Annotated in this window: 11 protein-coding genes; all 11 read right to left on the reverse strand. The window is 51.6% G+C overall.

Going from position 1 to position 21,735, the window contains the following annotated elements:
- Nucleotides 1-12 precede the first annotated feature (12 nt).
- The 11 genes from dpdD to OGV79_RS20745 all read right to left on the reverse strand — a co-directional run bounded on the left by dpdD (nucleotide 13) and on the right by OGV79_RS20745 (nucleotide 21,238).
- Nucleotides 13-2,184, reverse strand: coding sequence for a protein DpdD (dpdD, locus tag OGV79_RS20695; protein WP_286468877.1), 2,172 nt, complete (start codon nucleotides 2,182-2,184; stop codon nucleotides 13-15).
- On the reverse strand, nucleotides 2,184-2,729 hold the full coding sequence (dpdK, locus tag OGV79_RS20700) for a phospholipase D-like domain-containing protein DpdK (RefSeq protein ID WP_200076052.1): 546 nt from the start codon (nucleotides 2,727-2,729) through the stop codon (nucleotides 2,184-2,186). The genes dpdD and dpdK overlap by 1 nt, the downstream gene beginning before the upstream one ends.
- A complete protein-coding gene (gene dpdJ, locus OGV79_RS20705) occupies nucleotides 2,726-7,243 on the reverse strand; it encodes a protein DpdJ (RefSeq protein ID WP_286468881.1) in 4,518 nt (1,505 codons plus the stop codon). The genes dpdK and dpdJ overlap by 4 nt, the downstream gene beginning before the upstream one ends.
- Nucleotides 7,243-7,977, reverse strand: a complete 735-nt coding sequence (dpdI, locus tag OGV79_RS20710; protein ID WP_200076054.1) for a protein DpdI — start codon at nucleotides 7,975-7,977, stop codon at nucleotides 7,243-7,245. The genes dpdJ and dpdI overlap by 1 nt, the downstream gene beginning before the upstream one ends.
- Complete coding sequence (gene dpdH, locus OGV79_RS20715; protein WP_200076077.1) at nucleotides 7,964-11,110, reverse strand: protein DpdH; 3,147 nt, start codon at nucleotides 11,108-11,110, stop codon at nucleotides 7,964-7,966. Before dpdH ends, dpdI begins: the two co-directional genes overlap by 14 nt.
- A gap of 2 nt (nucleotides 11,111-11,112) precedes the next feature.
- The gene (gene dpdG, locus OGV79_RS20720) at nucleotides 11,113-12,012 is read right to left on the reverse strand and encodes a protein DpdG (protein WP_086776562.1); all 900 of its coding nucleotides are present in this window, start codon (nucleotides 12,010-12,012) and stop codon (nucleotides 11,113-11,115) included.
- Nucleotides 12,012-14,462, reverse strand: a complete 2,451-nt coding sequence (gene dpdF / locus OGV79_RS20725; RefSeq protein ID WP_200076055.1) for a protein DpdF — start codon at nucleotides 14,460-14,462, stop codon at nucleotides 12,012-12,014. The genes dpdG and dpdF overlap by 1 nt, the downstream gene beginning before the upstream one ends.
- Nucleotides 14,463-14,474: 12 nt before the next feature.
- On the reverse strand, nucleotides 14,475-17,531 hold the full coding sequence (dpdE, locus tag OGV79_RS20730; RefSeq protein ID WP_233596915.1) for a protein DpdE: 3,057 nt from the start codon (nucleotides 17,529-17,531) through the stop codon (nucleotides 14,475-14,477).
- 302 nt (nucleotides 17,532-17,833) lie between these two features.
- On the reverse strand, nucleotides 17,834-18,961 hold the full coding sequence (dbpB, locus tag OGV79_RS20735; protein WP_200076056.1) for a DGQHR domain-containing protein DpdB: 1,128 nt from the start codon (nucleotides 18,959-18,961) through the stop codon (nucleotides 17,834-17,836).
- Complete coding sequence (dpdA, locus tag OGV79_RS20740) at nucleotides 18,958-20,208, reverse strand: tRNA-guanine transglycosylase DpdA (RefSeq protein WP_200076057.1); 1,251 nt, start codon at nucleotides 20,206-20,208, stop codon at nucleotides 18,958-18,960. Before dpdA ends, dbpB begins: the two co-directional genes overlap by 4 nt.
- A 73-nt stretch (nucleotides 20,209-20,281) precedes the next feature.
- Nucleotides 20,282-21,238: a hypothetical protein gene (locus OGV79_RS20745; protein WP_286468882.1), complete on the reverse strand. Its 957-nt coding sequence runs from the start codon at nucleotides 21,236-21,238 to the stop codon at nucleotides 20,282-20,284.
- Nucleotides 21,239-21,735 lie beyond the last annotated feature (497 nt).

A 21,735-nucleotide genomic window follows, 5' to 3' on the forward strand; every position in this document is an offset into this window, starting at 1 on the left:
TTCCTTTTTTACTCAATCCAGCGCACTGACGAAGGCTGCGATCATACTCGACGCCCCTTTACCTGAGGGATAGATTATCTCTTTGCGATAATCAGTCACGGTATAGAACGCCTGATGCTTTGAGCTAGCGCTGGCGAAGATAAAGTAGTCAGCTTTTTCCGCCAGATTTATCAGCGCCGGAGTAGCTACGTGATCGTGATTGAGTTCCACATTCAACCCAGGATATAACTTAAGTAGAGCCTCTTTTCCGCGTCTCGCCGCACCTTCCATCAGGCTGTAAATTGCCAACGTTTTACCGTCGAGATCGCGATGAAGCGAAGACGCTACGCCCGGCGTATTGTCCTCTTCCGGGAAAACGTGTCCGGCATGTTCGCCGAGATAGAGTCTTTCCACCATGCGCGCGGAAAGTTGCATACTGACATCCAGACGCTCCCAGCGCTGCTTAAGCAACTCCTGTAACTTGATCCAGAAACCTAACCTGGAAGCGTCGTCGGCAGTCACTTTATCATACAGAAGTTCAGCAATATCAATCGCGTAGCCTAAGGTTCTCACCGACAAGTTCTCAGCACACAGCATTTCTGCCGCTTCAATCGCAGAGATATATTCCTTGCGAGCGAAGGTACCGGAAAGGAATTTATCCAGAATCATCCCACCGAGACGCACGTCTTCTTCTGAACGAATGTCTTCAACAGCCAGTTGTATTAGCCAGTCCGGCCACAAAGAGGCAGAGACCTGAACATCATATTCTTCCAGCCAGTTCAGTAGAGTTGGCAGCGCATCACGTAAAACCTTGCTCAACTGGGCGTTGGACTGCTGTCCCAACAACACAAGCCACTGCGTTTCGCTGAAGGTTGACGGTGCCCAGTCCATGTAATAAACGGACGCCATCTGGCGCAGTGATTCAAATTGTTCGGGTCCGGTGGCCTGCTGTAAATCATCAAGCCAGCGACTCCAGCCATAGTCCTGCGGTTCACAGCGTTTTTCCAGCGCCAGCCATGCGTCCCAGAGTTTGGGTAATTTTTGTAATGCCTGACGCGTCGCTTCAGGCATCGCCACCAGTTGCGCGTAGATCTCAGTTTCACGCTCAACGTCGGCCCGTAGCGCTTCAAGTAACATGTCGGTCGCGTTTTCCACGCTAATCAGCATGATAGGTGGTGCCTGAATTAGCGCCTTTTCTTCCGCTTCTACCTGAGCAGGCAGCGAACTCTCACCTGTCGTCCACTGTTCGACCTGCTGTATCCAGTCAGACGTTAAAAGTGGGCTAGCTGTTTGCCATTGGTCAATTCCTAATAGCGCGGCCCCCATGGCCCACAGTTGCCAGTCAGGCAGAAAACTTGGCTGATGTGCAAAGCGAGGCTTATGCTTGTACAACGGCAGCAAGTCCAGCACCAACCGCCGGGCTTCTTCTCGACTGTCCAAAGGGAAGTGCGCATCACGAATGGCATTCAGCATTAAATGACCAGAGGCGCGTAACAGCAGGCGCTGAATACGTTCCGGCACACGGCCCCGCAGCAACAACTCCAGTCGGGGATGGCCGAGAATGGCGTCCCATTTTGCCGAAGCCGCCATCCCCTGTAGTTCTAGAAACAGGAGATTAAGAGAAGACAGTGCCTGATTACCACGTAACTCTTCCAGATACTGTTCGGCAATCTTGCCGTCGCGCGCGTGGCATGCCGTGTAGAAATCTCTGAGAATCCGTCCGGTTTGCCGACTGACCAGCGAATGTAAGATGGGTCGCTGATGATAAAGATCCATCACCAGTTGCAGCATGGCGTATACCCGCTTCATTCGCGCTACCTGCCACTCTTTTACCTGCTGCGGCGAACCCTCCGGCACCTGTAAGAAATCGAAGGCCAGTATTCCGTCCGGGGATTTCTCCAGCAGCAACTGTTCCCCGTCATCGTCAGAGTGATAGATCGATGCAATGTCAGGAGTAGTGTCAGCGGAACCCAGCGCCGCGGTTAGAATACGTCGTAATTCTTCCAGGCTTTTTGCATTCTCTGCCAGGGCATAAAACACCGTTTTTCTCGTTCGCGTTGAAGGAACGATGCAGGGCATCCGTAACGTTGCGGCCTGTTGAATCAGCGTGTTCATTTGTGGGATGCCGTATCCCCCCAGCATCGCCTTGTCATAATCCAGATAGTTATCTTTAGCGTAATAATTTTTCAGCCAGTCTGCACACATCAGAACGCTTCCTGTGATCCAATAAAAAGATACTGACGTTCAAATTCGGCTATCGCTTCACCGATCATATGCGAATCGCAGTTCAGTTCGACAAACTCTTCATTTCGATTAACGCCGCTGTGGGTAAAATTCATTGAGCCCTTGAGGAAAACATTTGGCGTCAGAAAACCTTTTGTATGCAGTTGATTACGCCATTCCAGACGAAAGTTCGCAAAGTTGCTCAGACGTTTTTCCAGCGCTTTTACAAAGATACGGTTCATCGGTTCGTCGCGGGTGACCAGCGAAAGCGGCGCGCCGTTATTCACCGCACAGGCCAACAGCTCAATGAAATCCACCTCCCGGCCTCCCCACGCGGGATCAATGCTGTCCCAGTTGCCTGAACGATTGTCCAGCAGCGAGAAGTTACTCACCCACGGCGACACCAGCCAGATTGGCTCTGGCTGCATAATCAGTGCGATAAGTTGGGCGCTGAGCACTTCCCGCAATTGCCGTTGCCCTGCGGCACCGTGTAAAAAAATCTGGCGCTGTTTTGCACGTCCGATCATTGCATCGCCTCCGCCAGTTCAATACGTAAAATGAGCACGTCCTGCTCGCGGCGAACTTCACCAAGACGCGGATACAGCAGCAGTCCTAAATGATCGACTGGTTCAATTTGCACGGTGTTAATGACCTGATGTAATTGATTTCGCTGCGCGCGCGTGAGTTGCAGCTCAACTCGACCGGCTTTACACAATGCCGTATGCAGTTGCCCAAGCCAGTCATCCTCATCAAGGGAGATCTTTTCGATCTGCTCACTAAATAGCGCGCCGGCAAGCAGGCGCTCAGTCGTAACTTTACGCGAGCAAAACATATTGTAAAAACCGAGTTCTGCCTGCCGGACCGTGTAGCCACGCGGCCAGAGCAGGTTTTGGTTCCGGCACTGCGCGTTAAATACGAAGGACGCATCGGTTTTGACGCCAAGCGCATTCACCGCCAGTGCGTGCGCCATGGTATTCATACTGAACTCAATACCCGCACTTGTTTCAAGCGACGACCAGTCCGACAGTAGCTGATAAAGCTGGGCGTCTGTGTCATCGCCGCTACCCGCCCGCAGGATCCGCGAGTACAGAACAGTTGTAAAGCTGTGGGAAAGACGCAAACCGCGCTGTGAAAGCTGCAAATGAAGATTCTTGTTAGCCTCCCGCCGGGCGTCCATGTTACTGGCTTCACGAACGGCGGAGATCGCCATACGAAGCGCGTGATCCGTTTGCAGCATCTGCAACACGGTGCGCAGATCGTAATCGATCTGCTCGTAGTCGCTGGCAGAAAGATTACGCACAAGGACATTGAGGAAGGACACAGGGTCTTCAGCCCACTTCTTCTGTAAACGGATCAAAATCCCGCTGCCGCCCGACTCCATCTCGCAGAGCCAGATTTCCAGCCATTCTGCTCCCGTGCGGAGATCGCTCATCCAACTGGAGTCCGTTACGACCGCTCGCTCATCAACATCCGGAAGTAGCGTACTTAGCGTTTGCTGCACACCCGCAGCCAGAGTGTCCGCTAATACCTGCCGCGCCCATTCAACAAAGCCGCCGATCTCAGCCAAGGGTTTCCAGAGTGCCTGCGCGCAGTTCAACAGCAGCTGCTGTATATCCGGCCTTTCAAGGAGTTTATGGAGGCCGATCTGTAGCGCTTGGTCAGTGCCAGCCTCATTTTCGGTATCCGGCTGGAACAGGCTGGCCGGGATATCAGCCAGCCTTTTCATCCCTTTTTCGGAAGCCATTTCTCGCAGCGCCGACTCAACCGAGGTGCGAGCGCCGCTTGCCAACGTCTCCGCAAGCTGAGCCATAAAACATTCAATAGCCCAGTCCGCGTTAAAGCTATCAAATTCAAATTCAGATGACTGCCTTACAAGATGTTGAAAATAAACGGGGCGCATACCTCGCTGGATTTCTGCCTGATGCAGCAGCCCCATCACGTCATCACACGAGAGGTTAAAACGCAGGCGCATTGCATCCACCCATTGACGACTTCCTACGCCAACCCGTTCCTCACCATTCACCCAGGTGAAATCAACGTGAGCTCGTTCCTTATTTCTGAACCGGAGCGACGCCTGCGATCCGGTAGAAAAGCGAACCAGTTCCAGCGATGTCATATGCTGGTGGTTGTAAAACGTGATATCGTGCAGAGTGTGCTTCCAGGGTCCCTTTGGCACCTCGTCGGGCGTCGCAACCGCAGGGTTAATGACGTGGAGTACCCACTGCAGTTGCGCATTACTTTTATCATTTATACGACGAATATCAGCCCGGGTGGTCATGACCTTTGACGGTTTAACAACCTTGATCGTTTTTCCCTGATACTCGACTTCACACTCTTTTTGCCAGCTATCGCCGAACGCATCGCTTATCTGGAAATCAACATATTGCCGCCCTTCTCCTGCCACCGGCTCGTAGGTTTGCGGGACCAGCCAATCCGTACTTTTGTTCGATTTAATGGCGTAGCGTTTAGACAGACGCCCTGGCGCAAACTCACGCATCCCCTGCCAGAACGAGAGGGTTTCCCACTGTTCTTCGTCATCACGTCCACGCTTCAGGCGAATGTCCAGTTCCGGCAAATTCAACTCGCTGAACAGATTTTGCGGGATGTATTCCGGAGCGGGTGAATTGCTCCGATGTTGTTCACTCTCGTCATTCGGTTGACTCGGGCGCAGACCGGCCCACTCCACGCCGTTAACCGACCAGCGCGTTCTGAGGTTACGCAGTAAGGAGGGGAGAAACTCAAACATAATTGAGCGCGGCGGGCTCCAAAGGATATTTTGCACCGCACCGTCAGATAATTGCAGAGCGTCCTGAAGGTAGCGCGTCAACTCGTTTAGCCGTCTTCCACCACTCAGTACCTCTTCAATCAGTCGGATAAGCGGGGCATACATTCGATCATATTTCAGCTGATTATGCTCAGCTTTTTTCAGCATGCCCCACAGATCTTTGAATTTACCAACTTTGCTGATCCAGTCGAGGGCCGCCATTGCGGCCTGCATTTTCTGCACGTGCTGGTTACCCAACGGCAGGCCCTGACGTTTGATCTCCGGGCTCATCAGCCCTTCATAACGCTGGAACTCAACACGATCGCGGCCAAACTCGGAGAGCACCACCAGCATCCAGGGGCGCATGCCTCTTGGACGACCGGCACGTCCTTTACGCTGCAAATAGGAGGCGACATCGTTCGGCGCCTTATGCTGAAGAACGGCACCAACCAACGGATCGTTATATCCCACCTCGAGAGAAGAAGTGGCGACCACGACATCTGCTGATGCATCAACACCGGCATCCTGACTCGACGTTCGGGAAATGACTTTGTTTTCCGCGAGGTCGTGGCCAATATCCATAGCCGCCTTCCAGTTCTGCCCCAGTTCAGTTTTCGACCGCTCAGATGCCATTTTATCAAAAGGACTACGTAACACGGCCAACGGTGAATGATCAATGCGCGACTGTCCTGGCCCCGTCTCCCAGCCTTCGGCATCGCTGAGGTCGTGGTACAATCGGTTGTTACCGTCGAGGGTATCAGTGAAGATGAAAGTTTTCTTCCCCCAGGTACCTTGTGACTTGTTCGCTTTGCTATCCAGCATGCGCGCCATTAGCATACTGGCCTGGATGGTGGTGGAGAGTAATGCCGTTTCAGAGACAGGATCGCCTCGCAGTGCCAGCAGGTACTCAGCCCCCTCTTCGATCATCTCTTCCGCGTAGGGCTGGATCAGGGCTACCTCCTCTTCAGGGGCACCCACCAGCCTGGCAAAGAAGTGCTGCGCGTCAGCAAGCGTTGCCGATAGTCCAACAAAATGCGGCAAACAATCGGTGCGCTGCATCCAACGCCGCAGCAGCAGCGCGGTTTGTGCGCCGGTGGTTCCGCTGTAGGTATGGACCTCGTCGAGCAGAACCAACGTTGGCCCATAGCCTTCACCGACACCAAACAGATGGTTGCTCCAGGTGGAGTTCATCTGGAGGTTCAGCATTTCCGTCGTAGTAAACAGAATGTCCGGGGCGTCGCCGCGATGTTGCTGCGCATTACGGGTGATCATGATTTCACTCTGATCCAGCTGATGCTGGCATTGCGTACAGGTAAGCACCTCACGCTCGTCAAAGATGTCTTCACGACGCCAAATGAGCGCCCCTCCGCAAGTCTGCTTAGGATGCTGCGGGTGGGGCTGCTGGCATTTCATCAGGCCGAACGGTAGACCAACCTTCCCTTTAACGTCTTTCTTCGACCATTCTGCCTTCACCGGTGTATCGCCAAAAAAGGCACCGATACGAATCTTGCGTCCGGCGGCCGTCAGCATAAATTCGTCAAGCTTGCGGCACTGTGAAAACGTTTCGGCAAACTGATCCTTGAGCAGTTCTTTTCGCGGATAGATGGCGAGAATGCGCACCTTGCGCTCAGGGTTGTTACAAATCTCTTCGGCAAGACGAGTTAGCGCAGGCAGGTAAAACGACAACGTTTTACCGCTACCGGTGCCAGCACAGACGATTGTCCCGCTGGCCGTATTGCTTTTCACCTGATGTTCCAGCCAGCACTGCATAATGCGTTCGGTCGCGCGAACCTGAAAACCCGCCAGCAAGAAGGGCTTATCTGACGCCAGGGCCTGGCACATAATGTCACAGACGCGATCGCTTAAGTTCAGCTGTTTTTTCCAGCCGGTAATCAGCGTTGCCGGTTCGTAAACGCGATCGGGATAGCTGCGCGGTCGACGAATAAAGCGATAGTCCGATACCAGCGTTTTGCTCTGTTCCAGCTTTTGCTCATGCATCCACTGGCGTAGGTTGCGCATGAGATGGACCGTTTCCCCCATTCGGGTTCGCCAGACAGGCGTGCCACTGATGTGCGGCACCTGAATCAACATGGCGGCGTCTAGCATCTCATCCAGAACCTTTTCAGCATCTTCTTCAGGTAACACCCGTCCGATAGTGCTTAACAGCTCATCCAGATTAAAAAAACCGCCCGTGTCGCCCCATACCAGGAGCGCATTTTCTTGTTCTTCCAGCGCATCCAGCACGCGTTGCAAAAGCGAAAGCTCGATTCCCTTCATTAAATCATTCTCTTACGTGTCACGTTAAACGCTGGCAGCATACCTTTTTCTTCCAGCCAGGCAATCACGCCCGGCGTCAGCAGCGTAAGCGAGGCATGATTATGTCTGTCCAACGCCTCAAAAAAGCGCAGAACATCGTCTGGTGCATCCGGGTCCATTGAACGTTTAAGCGCGACCATCTCATCACTATACTTCTGCAGGTTTTTTACCACCGACAGGCTGTCTGGTCCGCTTAACTTCTGCCGATTAAAGTTATCGCGCGCTTTGCGATAATCGTCATACACCAACACGTTCCCCAGCGTGCGCTGTTGTTCCAGAAAGACGGAATCCAGCATTGCGCGTGCTTCAAGATCGGCAACAAACGCTTTCCAGGTTGCATCCACCTTATCATCAATACTTTCCTGTACACTCTTCAGAACCCGCACCGTTTCCCAAAACCCGCTCTGCTCGGTTTTATCGCCACTTTCTTTGAAGCGTGCCGTCAGCGCATCCAACTGCGTTTTGGCACCGCCGAAAAGCGCCGCCTCTTGCGAAAAATCGATAGTGGAATGTGGTTCCGGTAGCATGCCGATCACCTCAAATTTCTTTTGGGCTTTTTGCAGCGGTTCGGCAACATCCAGCAAGCCGTCACGTATGGTGCGGTACCGATCGTAGACCTCTTCCAGCGACTGAACCTGCTGTTTTATCTGATACTGCTCCCACAGTTGCGTAAATTGGGTCTTAAGCGTTGTCATACTGTTCCCCTGCAACGGACTGCATGGCGTCGAGGACCTGATGAAGTTCCTGCAACGTGCTTTCAATCTGCGTGCGAAATTCGCTGATCTGATGCCCACCGTGTGAATGGTTGTAGGCGGTAATATTCGCCAGTACACGTTTGTGTACCTGCTGCCAGCTTTGCATTGTCATCATGAGCCGGTTAATTAAAACACCGTCCAGTTCGCAAAGTAGTTGCCATTGACGCAGCGGATCTTCAGATTGATTAATGCCTCGCAATTTGAGGATCGTCATCCAGATGCCCCCCTCAGTTAGCGCATTCAGTGAATCCGTCAGCGTGCTGCTGTCCGGGGAGATATCCGCAGGATAATCGCCGCTGTCCCCAAGAGATTTAACTAACGTAGCCAAACCGGTGACGAGTTCGGAAAAATCATCCGCATTTTCACAGTCGGCAAACAGAGCAGCGGTATCCAGTATGGGGCGGATTTCACTGAGCGACTTTTTCACCACAGCGGCATGTGTATTTTTTGAGCGTTTCTTCAATGCCTTTTGTATCGCACTTAGCAGGAGATCGCCTTCCAGCGCATGATCGTTTAGCGCCACAAGGCTGAGCCATGCGTCCTGGGCATCATCCCACTTCGCTAATGCCTCTGCCCGCAGTTCAGTGATTGCCTTCGTGATCCCGGAACGAAACTGCACAGAAAGCGTTTTGCTGTTTTGCAGCAGTCGTGCAAGCACCTCTTTCGAACCATCCGCCGTTTTAATGGCCCCCAGCGCGTCGGCCAGCGCAATCTGCTCGCTGAGCAGCAGCGGCAGATCGTTGCGCTTATGCTTAACGAGTTCCGTCAGCGCATAGTTAACCCAGCGATCGCAGAAGCTCTGAATAATCAGGTAATCCGTTTTGCCATCTACGTAGCTCCAGTCCTCGGTTTTAGATAAGGAGTTTTCTCTGTAGTAGCCAAACCGTGCTAACGCCATCGCGGCATCCGTTAGTTGCACCGAGCGCTTATCGTATTCGGCCTGAGGAATAAATTTCACCACATGCACGCCACGGTTGCCCTGTGCGTTAGGTAACTCAACGGCGACAAAGTTGGATTTACCTAACCAAAGTGTTGGCCGATAGGTACTGCCCGCCCATTCCGCCACGACGCGCTTATCAAAGAAGAAGGCCAGGGAGCTTTTGATATAACGCGCGGGATCGATCTCAAGCGTCGCACCTTTCAGCATCCAGTCACCCACCGCCGCATCCAGCGCTCGGATAGCCAGGGTATCTTTATCTTCTTTCACTTTCGGTTTAACTGTTGTGGGTTCTGGCTTAACAGTTTTTTTAACCTGCGGCTCAACTTTGGTCACCCGCGTAGGCACCACCGGCTGAATATGGACCGGAGCACTTTTTGTGATTTCCAACACCTGCGCCAGATCGTCCAGACCGAAACTGCGGGCAACATCAGGCGGCAGAGTGCTTGCCAGAGTGCCATCGGAATCGGCGGGATAACCCCACAGCGCGACCACGGATTCAGCACGCTCGGTGTCGGCGAAGCCCTGACGGAACAGCCAGCTTCGAAGCCCTGCTGGCGCCGCAACATCGCCAAGATGCGGCGGCGGAAAACGTCCCTCATCGGCATCACGGCGACAGTGCTGCAGTACACGCAACAGAATCTGGTTGATGATCTGACGTGGGTTGAATTTTAATTCGTTGCGATCGTCGCGGCAGAATGTCTCTGCCAACGCATGGATAGCATTTGTGTTAAAGGGAAACAGCGAAAAGCCTTGCTCGCTGCGACCAAACACTTCGGCCATTTCGTCGCCGTTTGCGCTGGCTTCCCAGTCAGGTGGCCAGTGTGATTTATCAGCAGATTGCTCCCAACGCTGGCGTAAGGCTTCACCCCCAAAGCGGGCCGCGTTGATGTATCGACCACAAAAATCGACAATACGCAGTCGCGTCTCTTCGCGCCCGCTCCCTACCTCTTCGATCACCCATTCACCCTTCGCGCGATCCAGCATCCCCTGACGACGGCGGGCATACCCCTGATAACCGTCAGTAACAGCAATAGCTGAACACACCGGGCATAGCACTTCTTTCCCGTCGCGGATCCCTTCCCTTTCAAGGCTGTCGATCAGTACATCCTCGATCGCGGTGATGAGCGACATATCCTCTACCAGCACCATCAGCGTCATCTGCTTTTCATGTAGCGCCTGACGGATCTGGGTAAACAGGTCAGAGAAACTGCGGCCACGGAAGTTGAAGAGCTGGTTAAACAGCGCCTGCGTCGCTTTAACCAGCACCAGGTTGAGAATCTCCGAAGCATCTTTGCGCCCGTCCTCATGCGTATTCAGGCGGCTTTTCTGAATATACTGACGCGCAGGCAGACTGAGATCGTTAATATTAAAGCTGAAATCAAGATCTTTGGCCTGGAGTTGCTGTTCCCCCTCGTCGAGATCGCTGCTGGTTGCACCGTTGGTCAGACGGTTGGCAAGGCGATAGAGACAATGCTCTTCTTTCAGCAAAAACTGCTTGAAGTAAGCATCGTTAATCAGCGTTGGCAATGCATTATCTTCAGCGTGGACGTGGATTTTCTGTAGCCGGGTCGCCTGTGGTTTGATAGCTATTAACTGCTCAGGCGTACTACCCGCCATCTGTTTTTTCAGCGCTTCCATATCCTGCTTGTTACGTTCATGCAGGTTACGCAGCTCTTGCCCCATCAGCATCAGCAGCCATTCAGCGATCTCGCGAGGCGTACGTTTTTCCGACACCTTATTGATGTCTTCCCGCGCTTCGTCAAAGATCTCGCCCTCCAGGCCCGCCAGCATAGAGGTGAGAACCTCACGCAAGCTGGCACTTTTTGGAATACGGACAATATGCCACTTCTTGTCTTTGTACTCCTTACGCAGCCGCAGTTTCGCATCCAGCCAGCGGATGATGTGTGATTTACCCACTCCGGCTTTGCCCACAATCGGAATTGGGCGCGGCGTTTCCAGAAAGTGCTTGAGCAAATCTTCTTCTTTCGCATGTCCGAGGTTGTTGCCGTCTTTATCGAGACGCAGCAAATTCACCGGTTGATGCACTGCCAGTAAGGTGTACTCCGCCAGCTCTTCCGCCTCGGTGCGAATACATTCATTGATGTTTTGCAGGGAAGGCCAGTAATCGATCATTCTCATTTTCTTGCCCCCCCTGGGCTCACGGTACTGATACGGCGTAGACTGCCATCCGGAGCTTGCAGGACCATGGCGTCAAGGTCATCGGAACGAGTGGTGAAAACCAACTGCATTGTCAGTTCAAGCCGGAGCAGCGCCTGGCTCAACGCGGCGCTGATCATATGTTTCTCCAGCGGTTGCCAGTTGTCAGCGGAGATCATCGGTTCAACCTGCTGGCGGTAGGCTCCTCCATCCAGCATTGGCAGAAGCTCTGCCAGTTGGCTGAGGAATGTCTGAATTGGCATCGCGGCGGTAAGCGACAGGTTATCCAAAACCCCTTCAATGGCGCGGGTAGGGTCCATCACCCAGCCATCCAGATAAGGTTCTGTAAAACCGAGGAAATATGAGTAATCGAGGAATGGCTCTGCTTCGTTAGAGACGTTGAGGTTACGTCGCCCCTCACCGGCTAATTTATTGTTAATCATCGGGCCAACGGCCAACGGCACCGCCTCTTTTGTCAGCGGCGTGTTTCCGCGGATCGTATATTTGTCCTGCGCCAGCATGGAGGTAACGCACATCAGCAAGGGCTGGCCGCGCGTTCCGGTCAGCAGCGGCGTCGTTTTCTCACTGTCAATTAGCGTACGCAAAACCCGTGCGGGCAGATTACGTTCGCTGGAAAGTGGCGACTGTTGACTGAGGCCAGCGCTCTCATTTTTCCATAACCCTTCTTTTGCCCAGAAAGAGACTTCGGCAGGCAGGCGTTTTCTCGCCCCATCGCTGACGGGCAGCATCTCCGGGCGCAGTAATTCAATCAAATCTGCCATCGGGATGGCCTCTCCGAGTCGCCGATTCAGCACCCGATCGATCATGCAGAGCAGACGGATCTGGCTCCCTGCGGCAGCGTTGTTGGTAATTGCCACTAGCTGATATTCCTCTGAAATTGTTCTAATGCCACGGCACCGGTATCAACATCCCACCAGCGACGCCCGCGGTAGCCCGGTTCTTGTAAACGTTCCGGTGCAACAATAATGCGATTGATGCTGGCGAAGATGTCCAGTTCAGGCATCGTTTCGCCGGGCAACACTAGTACCAGTTCATCCCAGCAGGTGTTTTCTTCATCAACGGCAAGTGAACACCAGAAAGGCAAACCTGCGGACAGGACCTCACCAAGCCGGGCGAGCACGCTCTGGCTGGCGCGGATAGCCTGAATCTGGCGATTGGCCAGCAGTCGGGCAATCCAGTCACTCCACTGACGCAGCAGTAACCGGTTCGTCAGCGTAGTAGAATAATAAACGCGTTGCTCATTTCCCATGACGTTCCGCATCGTCTCGCCCGTCACGTGTGCTATACGACCGAGCGTCGGAGTAAAGGGAGGATACCCTTTACTCCGACAGGCCGGACACCCGCCACAGGCTATTTCCGGCACAAAGCCATCGAGGGTATAAAATTGCGCTAACGTCTGGCACAACGATATTGTGTGGTCATTGAGCCACCCTTCTAACGCGCTAAATCCCTGTTTTCGCATCGCCAGTTCATGCGAACGGTGGGCCTGAATCTCCTTCTGCCACTGCGCTTCATCCATATGGCCGTCACAGAGAACAGAAATCTGAATATGGTTGAAATAATGGTCAAACCACGCATGGACCCTGGACTCATCACGCTCGTCCGGGGCGATAGCGCTAAGATCCGGCGGTGGATAGGTGATATCGATAAAACCGGCGCGCTGCATTAACAGTAAGGTACGCAGATTCCAGTCCACATTGCTCTGCGAATCCATGCGAATGTCGGCATGCTTCGCGCGTAGCGGGACGGTGAACTGACCCGGTTGATGCTGCTCGCGCAACTGGTGCATCTTGGCCCAGCGCAAATATCCTTTGCTGGCCCCGATCAGTTTGGTTCGGTTAATGTTGCGTGCGATCTGTAGTTGTTTGTGATGGAAAATAATGTGAGCGACCGATGCTTTACCATCACGACCGCCACGACCGCTCTCCTGGTAGAGACGATCAAAATTTTCAGGCACTGCGACATGCAGAACGGAACGGACATTATTTTTATCCATCCCCACGCCAAATGCCGACGTCGCCACCATGATATCCAGCCCATCGTTACGCCAAGCGTGGATAAGACCTTCGCGTTCCTGCATTGGCGTTGCACCATGGAATAATCCACATCGCCGATAACCACGCTCACGTAGATACTGGTACCAGAATTTGGCCTGTTCCACTTCGGTTGTGTAGAGGATCATTGGCGCTGGCAAGCGAGCAATGGCGTTTTCCACCTGCGTAAGGTAATCCTCGTGGCTGACAGCTTCGCTGACATACCACACGGGTTCCGGACGCAGAAAACTGCCGTTCACTTCAATCACTGATGCCTGTCGTTTACCGGCAAAGAGCGCTTTGAGCGTATTCAGGGTGCTTTGACTAAACGTGGCAGAAAGCAGAACGACTTTGACACCGTCTGAAGAGGTAGCCTTCAACGATCGCACCAGGGGTGCCAGTAGCTGAAACTCGGGACGGAACTCCGCCCCCCATTGATCGATAAGGTGAGCTTCATCCACTATCACGGCGCCCAGTAGTCCGCGCTCCGCAAGCGAGAACAGCTGTAACAAGAGCCCGCCTGTCGCTGCTTCCGGAGAGCAAAATAACGCTCGCTGCTCACCGGATGCCAGCCGCAACTTCATCATATTCCGTTCTTCAATCGACTGGCCGCTATGCCAGACGTAGCTGCCACCGTGATCCTGCCCGGCCTGTTGCATCACCTCTTGCGCCCGCAGAGCCTGTTCAATTGCCAGCGCTACGGTTGGCACAATCACCAGCGTCAGGAGCCTGCGCGGTGAAGTCAGCATCTGGGAGTGAATCACAAAGGTTTTGCCGGCTCCGGTGGGCAGGTTCACCAGCAGCGTTTTATCTCTGTCGCTGGTCAACACCGTGCGTACCGCCTGCTGTTGCCCTGCAGATGTGTAGTGCGTATAACGCGGATCGTTGAGTACAGAGGGCAAAAGGACATCCAGCGGTGGGGTTTCCAGAAAACGGCGCTGCTCGCCTTTCCAGACGGGTAAGAGAGAGGGATCAATCTCTTCCGCTTCACGCGTCAGAAACAGTTCACCTGGGTAGTCACGATCCCGTCTCAAACCAAAATGCTGGAGCATTGCGCCTTCGGTAAGGTGTCGGTACGGCAGCCTTAACGGCATCAGCCCAAATGCCCGTGCGCATTGCAGTGCATCATAAAATGCGTGCAGGCGGTCGCATTCTCCCGCCTGTACATCATCCAGACAGTAAAGCAGGCGGTTAAAAAACTGACCACTCAGCCCGTCGCGTTCGCTATGTTCTCCGTTCAGAACCGCGCGAAGTTGTTGCCATTGATTTTCCATGGTTGCTTCCGATTACAGCATGTCGCGGGTACACAGAATAATCGCCTTCATTGCAAGCAATTGATGGCGGACGGGACGATCGCCATAGTGAGCATCCACGTTTCTCCGGGCCTGCTCCGCGGCAGCAAGTACGGTCTCTTTCCAGTTATGCGGCTCAAACCAATCCGGCATTCGCATCCAGACCTCTTCCCGAAGATTAATATCCTGGAACAAGCTATTGCCATCTTCATCGTAAGGTTTATCCAGCAGGGAAACAACGACCTGCGGATCCGCCTCTTTTCCACCGTCATCCAGCCAGAAATTGTGAACCTCCGGGCTGAAGCACTCATCACCACGACGCTGCGCGGCTAGCTGATTTTCACCTTCAACCTGCGCTTCACTCAGCCACTGGAAATGGAACCAGGTGCGCGGTTGCTTCAGCGCAACCGCTGGGGAGAGAACCCGAAGCAGCGCCATACTTGCTCCTCGCGGATCGCTCTGCATCAGTTGCCATACGGTTTCGGCAAAAGGCTGTCCATAGCGCAAGGGGTAAACGTGTTTGTGGTTACCGGCTTCCGTTCGAGACAAGCTCATCAACGCTGTGGAAGGGGGATATCCTTCTGAAAAATCCAGACCAAGCAGGCAGTTATCAATAAACGTTCCTACGTCCACCAGCGTTTGCCGTTGATATTCGCCACGCTCGAAGCGCAGACGAAATCCTCCTTCAGGATATTGCTCTCGCTTAAACCCTAATGCCTTGCGCATCCAGGTCAGCATATCTTTTGCCTGCGCTTCAGCCTCATCTTCAGATTCGGCCAGTTGCTCAGAAAACTCGCGTGCAGCAATGACCTCCTGCTCCATGGATAACAAGTTTTCCTGAGCCAGAACGCGCTTACGTTCCTGGGCGATGAAGCCGTTTTCTCCCGAAAGGCGCTGTTGCGCCTCATGGAAGACGGCAAGCCCCTGCCCGACGTAATCACGCCATACCATCTCTAATTGTTCAGACAGAACAAATTGCAGGCTGGCGACGCTTCGATGAAACAATCCCGTGCCTTCGTCCAGTAGTTTCACCCAGTCAGCACGTAGCCCATCACGCTCCGGCAGTAAAATCAGGCTTTTCACAGGCTTAACGCCGCGTAGATTTCCAGAATAGCGGTTAAAGCGCCCCAACCGCTGTTCAAAACGGTTAAAGTCGCGGCTCAGACTATAATGGACCGCAAGACGATTTTTTCCGTGCAGATTCAGTCCGTCTTCACCGCGCCTGTCACAGATCAGTACCTGCCAACTGTCATCCGGAAGTTCGCTCTGCTTACGCAGGTCCGGCGAATGACGAACCACCGCCCAGGGGGCCTGAATTTGCAGTTTGGTAGATAGGAAGGCGGCTTCAGAGCTTTCACCGCAAAAGATGACCGCTTTGCCATCAGGACATTTTTCAAACCAACCGGTCAGCGCCTTCATTAGCGCCGCATCTTTGGCTTTCTGCTCTTGCTGGGACGTTTCAATAATCTGCTCAAGAAAATTGGACTCTTCTTCGCTGGCAGTCCCGTTTGCCAGTGCATTTTTAGCCAGGCGGGACATCACCAGCGGGTTGAGAAATAGCGCATCTACCCATTTATCAAGCGTCGTGGCATCTAGATGTTGGTGTTGCACGGGATTACGTAAGGCTGCAGCACGCCAGGCATCAAAGGTTTCATCCAGCGTGAGCTCGGTCGAAGCGACGGGCCAGACACATTTTTCCAGGCCGGCCAGCCCAGGAAAGAGATATTCCAACGCGGGATCTTCACGCCGGTTACGTAGCAAGCGATGAAAAAGACGGTAGCGCTCGCCGATCCACTGGCGTAATACCAGAATGGCCGCTGTTCGCTCTTCGCTTTCATCAGGAGCAAAAAAGTCGACCAGAGGACTCAGCACATCAATCCGCGCCTGCAGTTGCTCATCATCGGCAAAAAGCTGACGTAACTCTTCGATAACCTCTTCCAGTACCCCATTTGGCGTTTCAGGGGTCAAGGAACTGTAAATTCCACCCAGACGCTCGCGCTCTGCCACGCGGCGCATAAATTTTTCGATTCCCACAGCATTAAGTTGCCACGCCTGTGGATTTATGCAGTGCAGCATTGCCAGGAAGTGACGTTCGTTACCGTGCATCGGTGTGCCAGACAGGAGCAACACAATGCGGGCCTGATGGCACAACGCAGTCATTGCGGCATACTGTGCCTGTTCGTCTTCATCATTGACCCATGCCTGCCGGGCTAATTGATGGGCCTCGTCGATTACCATCATTGTGGGCTTCCAGCCGATCAGTTCTGGCTGACAAAGTTCTTCCGGAGAGCACAGGCGGATCTGGTTGTTTCGCCCTCCGCTCATTACTTCCTGTAGAGCAAAGCGATCGACCAGTTCCTGCGTCCATTGTCCTTGCAATACCTGCGGCACCACCACTAGTACGCGGGCTTCACGTTTACATTCCAGAATATGCTCGCGGATGACCAGTCCCGCTTCGATGGTTTTGCCCAATCCGACTTCGTCTGCCAGCAGATATTTAGGGTTCTGGTCCTGAAGAATGCAGCGAACAACCGCTATTTGATGAGGTTCAATCTCTACACGACTGCTGATTAACGACGACATTGACCGACAGGCAGCACGCTGTTTGATCCACGCACTGACAAATTTTTCCCGCAGGGGGTAGAAATAGGGGGCATCATTTGAGCGTGCCGCCAGAAAATGAGCGGGGTTCATTGCCTGCCCTTGCCCATAGTTGGGGTAGTACATCTCCGCCAAATCAACGACCGCATGGTCGCCCGAACGGATAATCAGCAAATGCTTATTGTCTGGTCGTGGCCCGCCATATCGGCCCCTGCACCAGATACCGCTATCTGGTGAGCGGAAGTAAATGGTGCTCTCCTCATATAGAGGAGCAACCGTCAGTGTGTGAATGTCCACCTCCTGACGGTTAACCTCCTCCTCTAAAGGAGAGTAGAACCAAGCTATCTCCGCACGCTCAGTAGAGAGAATGCTCACAATTTTAGCAATACCGTCAAATAATGACGATGTTACCAGGTCACCTTCGGAAAACGCGCCAGTATGTGTAGTCATTATGATTTTTAAACTATCAGGAAGTGAAAGTAATTCGCAAAAAATGAATCAATCTAGAATGAATATACGGCGTATAGACCAATGAAGCAAATCTGCAGGAGGGCAAGGTCGGGCTACTACATAAATTAGTAGGTGATCTTGATCACATAACTTAGAGATTTAAATCAATCAGTTAATACCGTCAAATTAAAGTAAATCAAACAAACCTTAATTACCTCTCTCTTAGTACCATCATGAAATAATTTCATTAAAAAAATAAAGCCTCTATTTAACAATATGAGGCTTTAGATTTAACTAAAAAATTAAATATCAGCATTAGCTGTTTTAATATAATTGGTTACCAGATAATCTGTAACCAATGATATATCTTTCGATAAATTCTGAACCTCGTTCCACTTACGAACGATCGGATGACCATCTATATCCGTGCCTAAGTTCCACACCCCACTGCTCCATGCGCAAAGCGGCTTGATACGATTTAACTCTTCAACAAAGCGAGAATAGGAAGGGATCTCGGTCCACCCTGGTTCACCTTTGTAATCCTGATGCACCTGATCAATTTCATCCATCAGGCTACCGAGAGCAAGAATCCCCACACCGTGTAACAAGCGAGAGTAACGAGGCTTTTTATCCCAATCGTCAGTAAACACAGTTTCTACAGCAGACCAGAAGTTATTCAGCAACTTGACCATTTTGGCTTCATCGCCAAGCCCAGTTGCCGGATCACGAAAGCGATACAATGCTCCCTCACGTAAACTTGAGTCGATCATTTTGATCATTGAGTTATCAGCAATCACTCCGTCCGGGTTGGTCGCAGTCTTAATTCGCCCAGCCAATGGTCCCTCACCAAAGTTAAGACGTTGTGTCAGCAGTGAAGGGAATTTGCGCAGTTGCAGATCGGAAGGCAAGCGGCCATGCGTATGCGGGGCCAGTTCGTACAACAGCGTTTTCGGCAGCGGTTTGGTGGAATTCACCAGCATAAACTGTTCGCGTTGTTCTTCTGCATCATTAGCGATAAACGCAGAGACCGGCATCATAAAAGAGTTGATGTCCGCTTCTCGTAACGCAGCGGTACGTTGCTGCCCATCAACGATAAACCCCGGTTTCTCGAAATTGGCTTCTTCAGAATACGGAATAACGAGATGCCCCATATCACTGTTTTCCATCAGCGGTTCAAAACGAACACGCTGGTCAAAAGCAATAATGACCGGATTGGGAATCATTGGATTGGAGCTTTCAATGTAGCGCTGGATTTCCTTAATATGGCTACGTACTTCCGGACGCTGATACCCAACCAGGTTCTCATCTCCACGTCGAATACGTGAAATGGCGGCAATTTTATTAATTTGTTTGCCTTCAATAGCCAGGCTAAAAAGTTGTCTCTTCTCACCTTGGCGGATACGCAAGGCGGGGACACGGAACTCACTCATGATTTATCCTCTGAGCGTAATGACAATGTGTGCTGTAAGCGATTGTACAGTACTTGAATATTGTGGAACCCACGCCGGCGATTGCGCTCGGCGCCACGGAAAATAATCACGTTGATACCAATGGATTTACAAATATTGCACTGGCACTTCCGCCAGGGGCGATCACCCAAAGTACGTTCGTAATCGACTCGGATTTTCTCTGCCTCTTTCTCTCCTGAGTGTAAACGCTCATAAGCCAACACAGCTTCCAGCGTTTTCTCCAGAGATAAAGCGTTGTTATCGTACTCAAACAGCGCATGCATAGCATCTTTCTCGAGATGACGAGCCACATCCTGGTCGATCACTCCAGATTTTATCTTACGACTTAGACTTGGGTTAGCATCGAACTGCGGCACGCGCACTGCTGTATAGGCACGACCTTCTGGCGTGTGGTAATTGTTTTTGCGATCTTTAAACGCCTGCTGAAGCGGTGTGGTGGAGTCAATACTGGTAACACCAAGGCGAATAAAATCCGTAAAGCTCTCCGGACGAGCAATACCGAGCAGATGAACTTGGGTATCGCTTTTGAGAAGCGGTTTAATCTCTTCGAGGGTTTCAAGGATCTGCGCCGTTTTCAGCGGTACCATACCCCCCATGGTGATATTCTTATACCCCATCGCCAACAGTGCTTCTACTGACTGTCGGTAAGACTCCTTACTCCAACCGTGCGCCACACCAAAAGGCGTAAAACAACTTTTCTGTGACTTGACTAAGAACTCCTGAGCCAGAGTCAGGGTAATATCCTGGCGGCGGCGGCACTCAGCCAAAAATGATGCTTCGAATACCTCGCCCGGCTTTTCATAGCCAAAAACAATATGGTCGAGCGAAACCCCATAGTTGAAGCGGGATGTTTCATAGAACTCGATAACTTCTTCGACGCGATATGGTGGGACGTCTTGATTTACATAAGTAAATGCGCCGCAGTCACCCATCGTCTGCATATTATCAGGCAGACGAAAGAAATGTTTCATCCCATTACGGAAGTAGCGTAAACGCTGTGCTCGGGTGTATTTACTTTCCCCACCGCCCAGACCGTCAACCACTGCTTTTGATACCAGCATACCGTCGTAAGGATGTGGGAAGACCTCATGTGGATAGTGGTCGTCACGCTGACGAACGCGATGCTCGTTGCGCGTTTCGCGAACGAAGTCGAAACTGGGATCGATAAAATCCTGACTATCGGGGAAAAAGTATTTTAGCTTCGACAACCCTGCTCTCCTGTGACGCCTCTGTCTGGTCTCAAAAAACGCGGGATCTTACCACATTATCATTGTTGGGACATTACTGATTGCGCAACTGCACAGTGTGGAACAAGGCACGAAATCGCTTCTCTTCAAAACTGTTGCCGCTATCACGAAAGACACGCAGAGCACGTGATGCGCTGGTATCAGGCACCTCTTTGAGATGTTGTAATACCCAGGCTTCGACCTCTTCCGGAGTCCTGCGCACGCCTTGTTTCTTGCAGGCCGCTGGCAACGAAGAGAACTGTTTATTCAACCTATCGGCTAATAACCCCAAATTATCATATTCTTCTCGAGTAAACTGCTCTATTACATACTGCGCGATTTTTATATTCAGCATCAGCATGTTGCAATTTAGCCATTCAGCAATTCGCTTGTTACTTTCCAGTAAATAATGGTTTAATGGCGACTTAACTCGAGAGGAAGATATTATCAATACCTGTTTTTTTGCTGAATTTAAATAAGGCAAACCGGTAATAACATCTGGGCCAACTGCGCTAATATAATCAGGCGAACCGCAAATGATAAAATACTCATCAGGTCTGGTCTTCATTAGATCAGTCAACGAAACAGGATGCTTCTCCTGAAATGGTGAATGTTTATTTAATTCAGACCACCATCTCTGATGAAATTCTTTTCCGTTATACGATTCATTGAATAATGGAATAGAGTCATTATGACCAACCGCAAAAGTTGCCTGGTATGGTACAACCTTATCGCCACGTTTTAGTAGTCCTAGTCCAGCAGAAAGGACCCACAATTCAACTGGATATATCTTGTGGATAGATATTGCTGTCGCCCAGTGTCCACCTTTATACAATTTCTCAACAGGCAAGGTATGCCCAGCAAAAATAGCTGAATTAACGACCTTACACCATGCCTGGATTAAATTTTGGGAACAGGAAAGAGAAGTTGACCACGTTGCGAGATTCAGTATCGGATAACCGTTACTGTGCTTACCATTTGTACATGTTGTTATCAGATTAATTTGGCTCACAGTAATACCCTCAGAAACCCCCGCACAAAGCTACAGCATGAGAGATTAGGTTGCAAGCCTGAACAAATAAAAATGTGTTTCCCTACACTGACGTTCAGTCTAGTGGGCACGATATTCGTAATACACATCCTGAACTTCGCGACAGGATGCACACCGCTGAATAATCCCCTGCGACTCCAGGGATTCGCAAAACTCACGGCAATCAGCCAAAAGATGTTGGGAAGGTTGTACTTTTTTATCTGAAATCAATGCCCTAGCAAGAGTGTCATAGCTAAAACCACCAGCAGAGTGTGTGATCAGTTCCAACGCGGCCTTCGTATCAAATGACAACATCACATACCCTCCATTAGTGGCTATGAGTATAGGTATAAATAATTCAAGTCGAATTTGCAAGCATTGAATATGGTTCATATTTAATAGACCAATGCCCATTTATAACAATTAGCATATTAACGATATAGAATTAATCACCTTATTGTTTTCACCTGCATAACACT

The sequence above is a fragment of the Citrobacter sp. CK185 genome (assembly GCF_030333565.1).
Lineage (GTDB): Bacteria > Pseudomonadota > Gammaproteobacteria > Enterobacterales > Enterobacteriaceae > Citrobacter_B > Citrobacter_B koseri.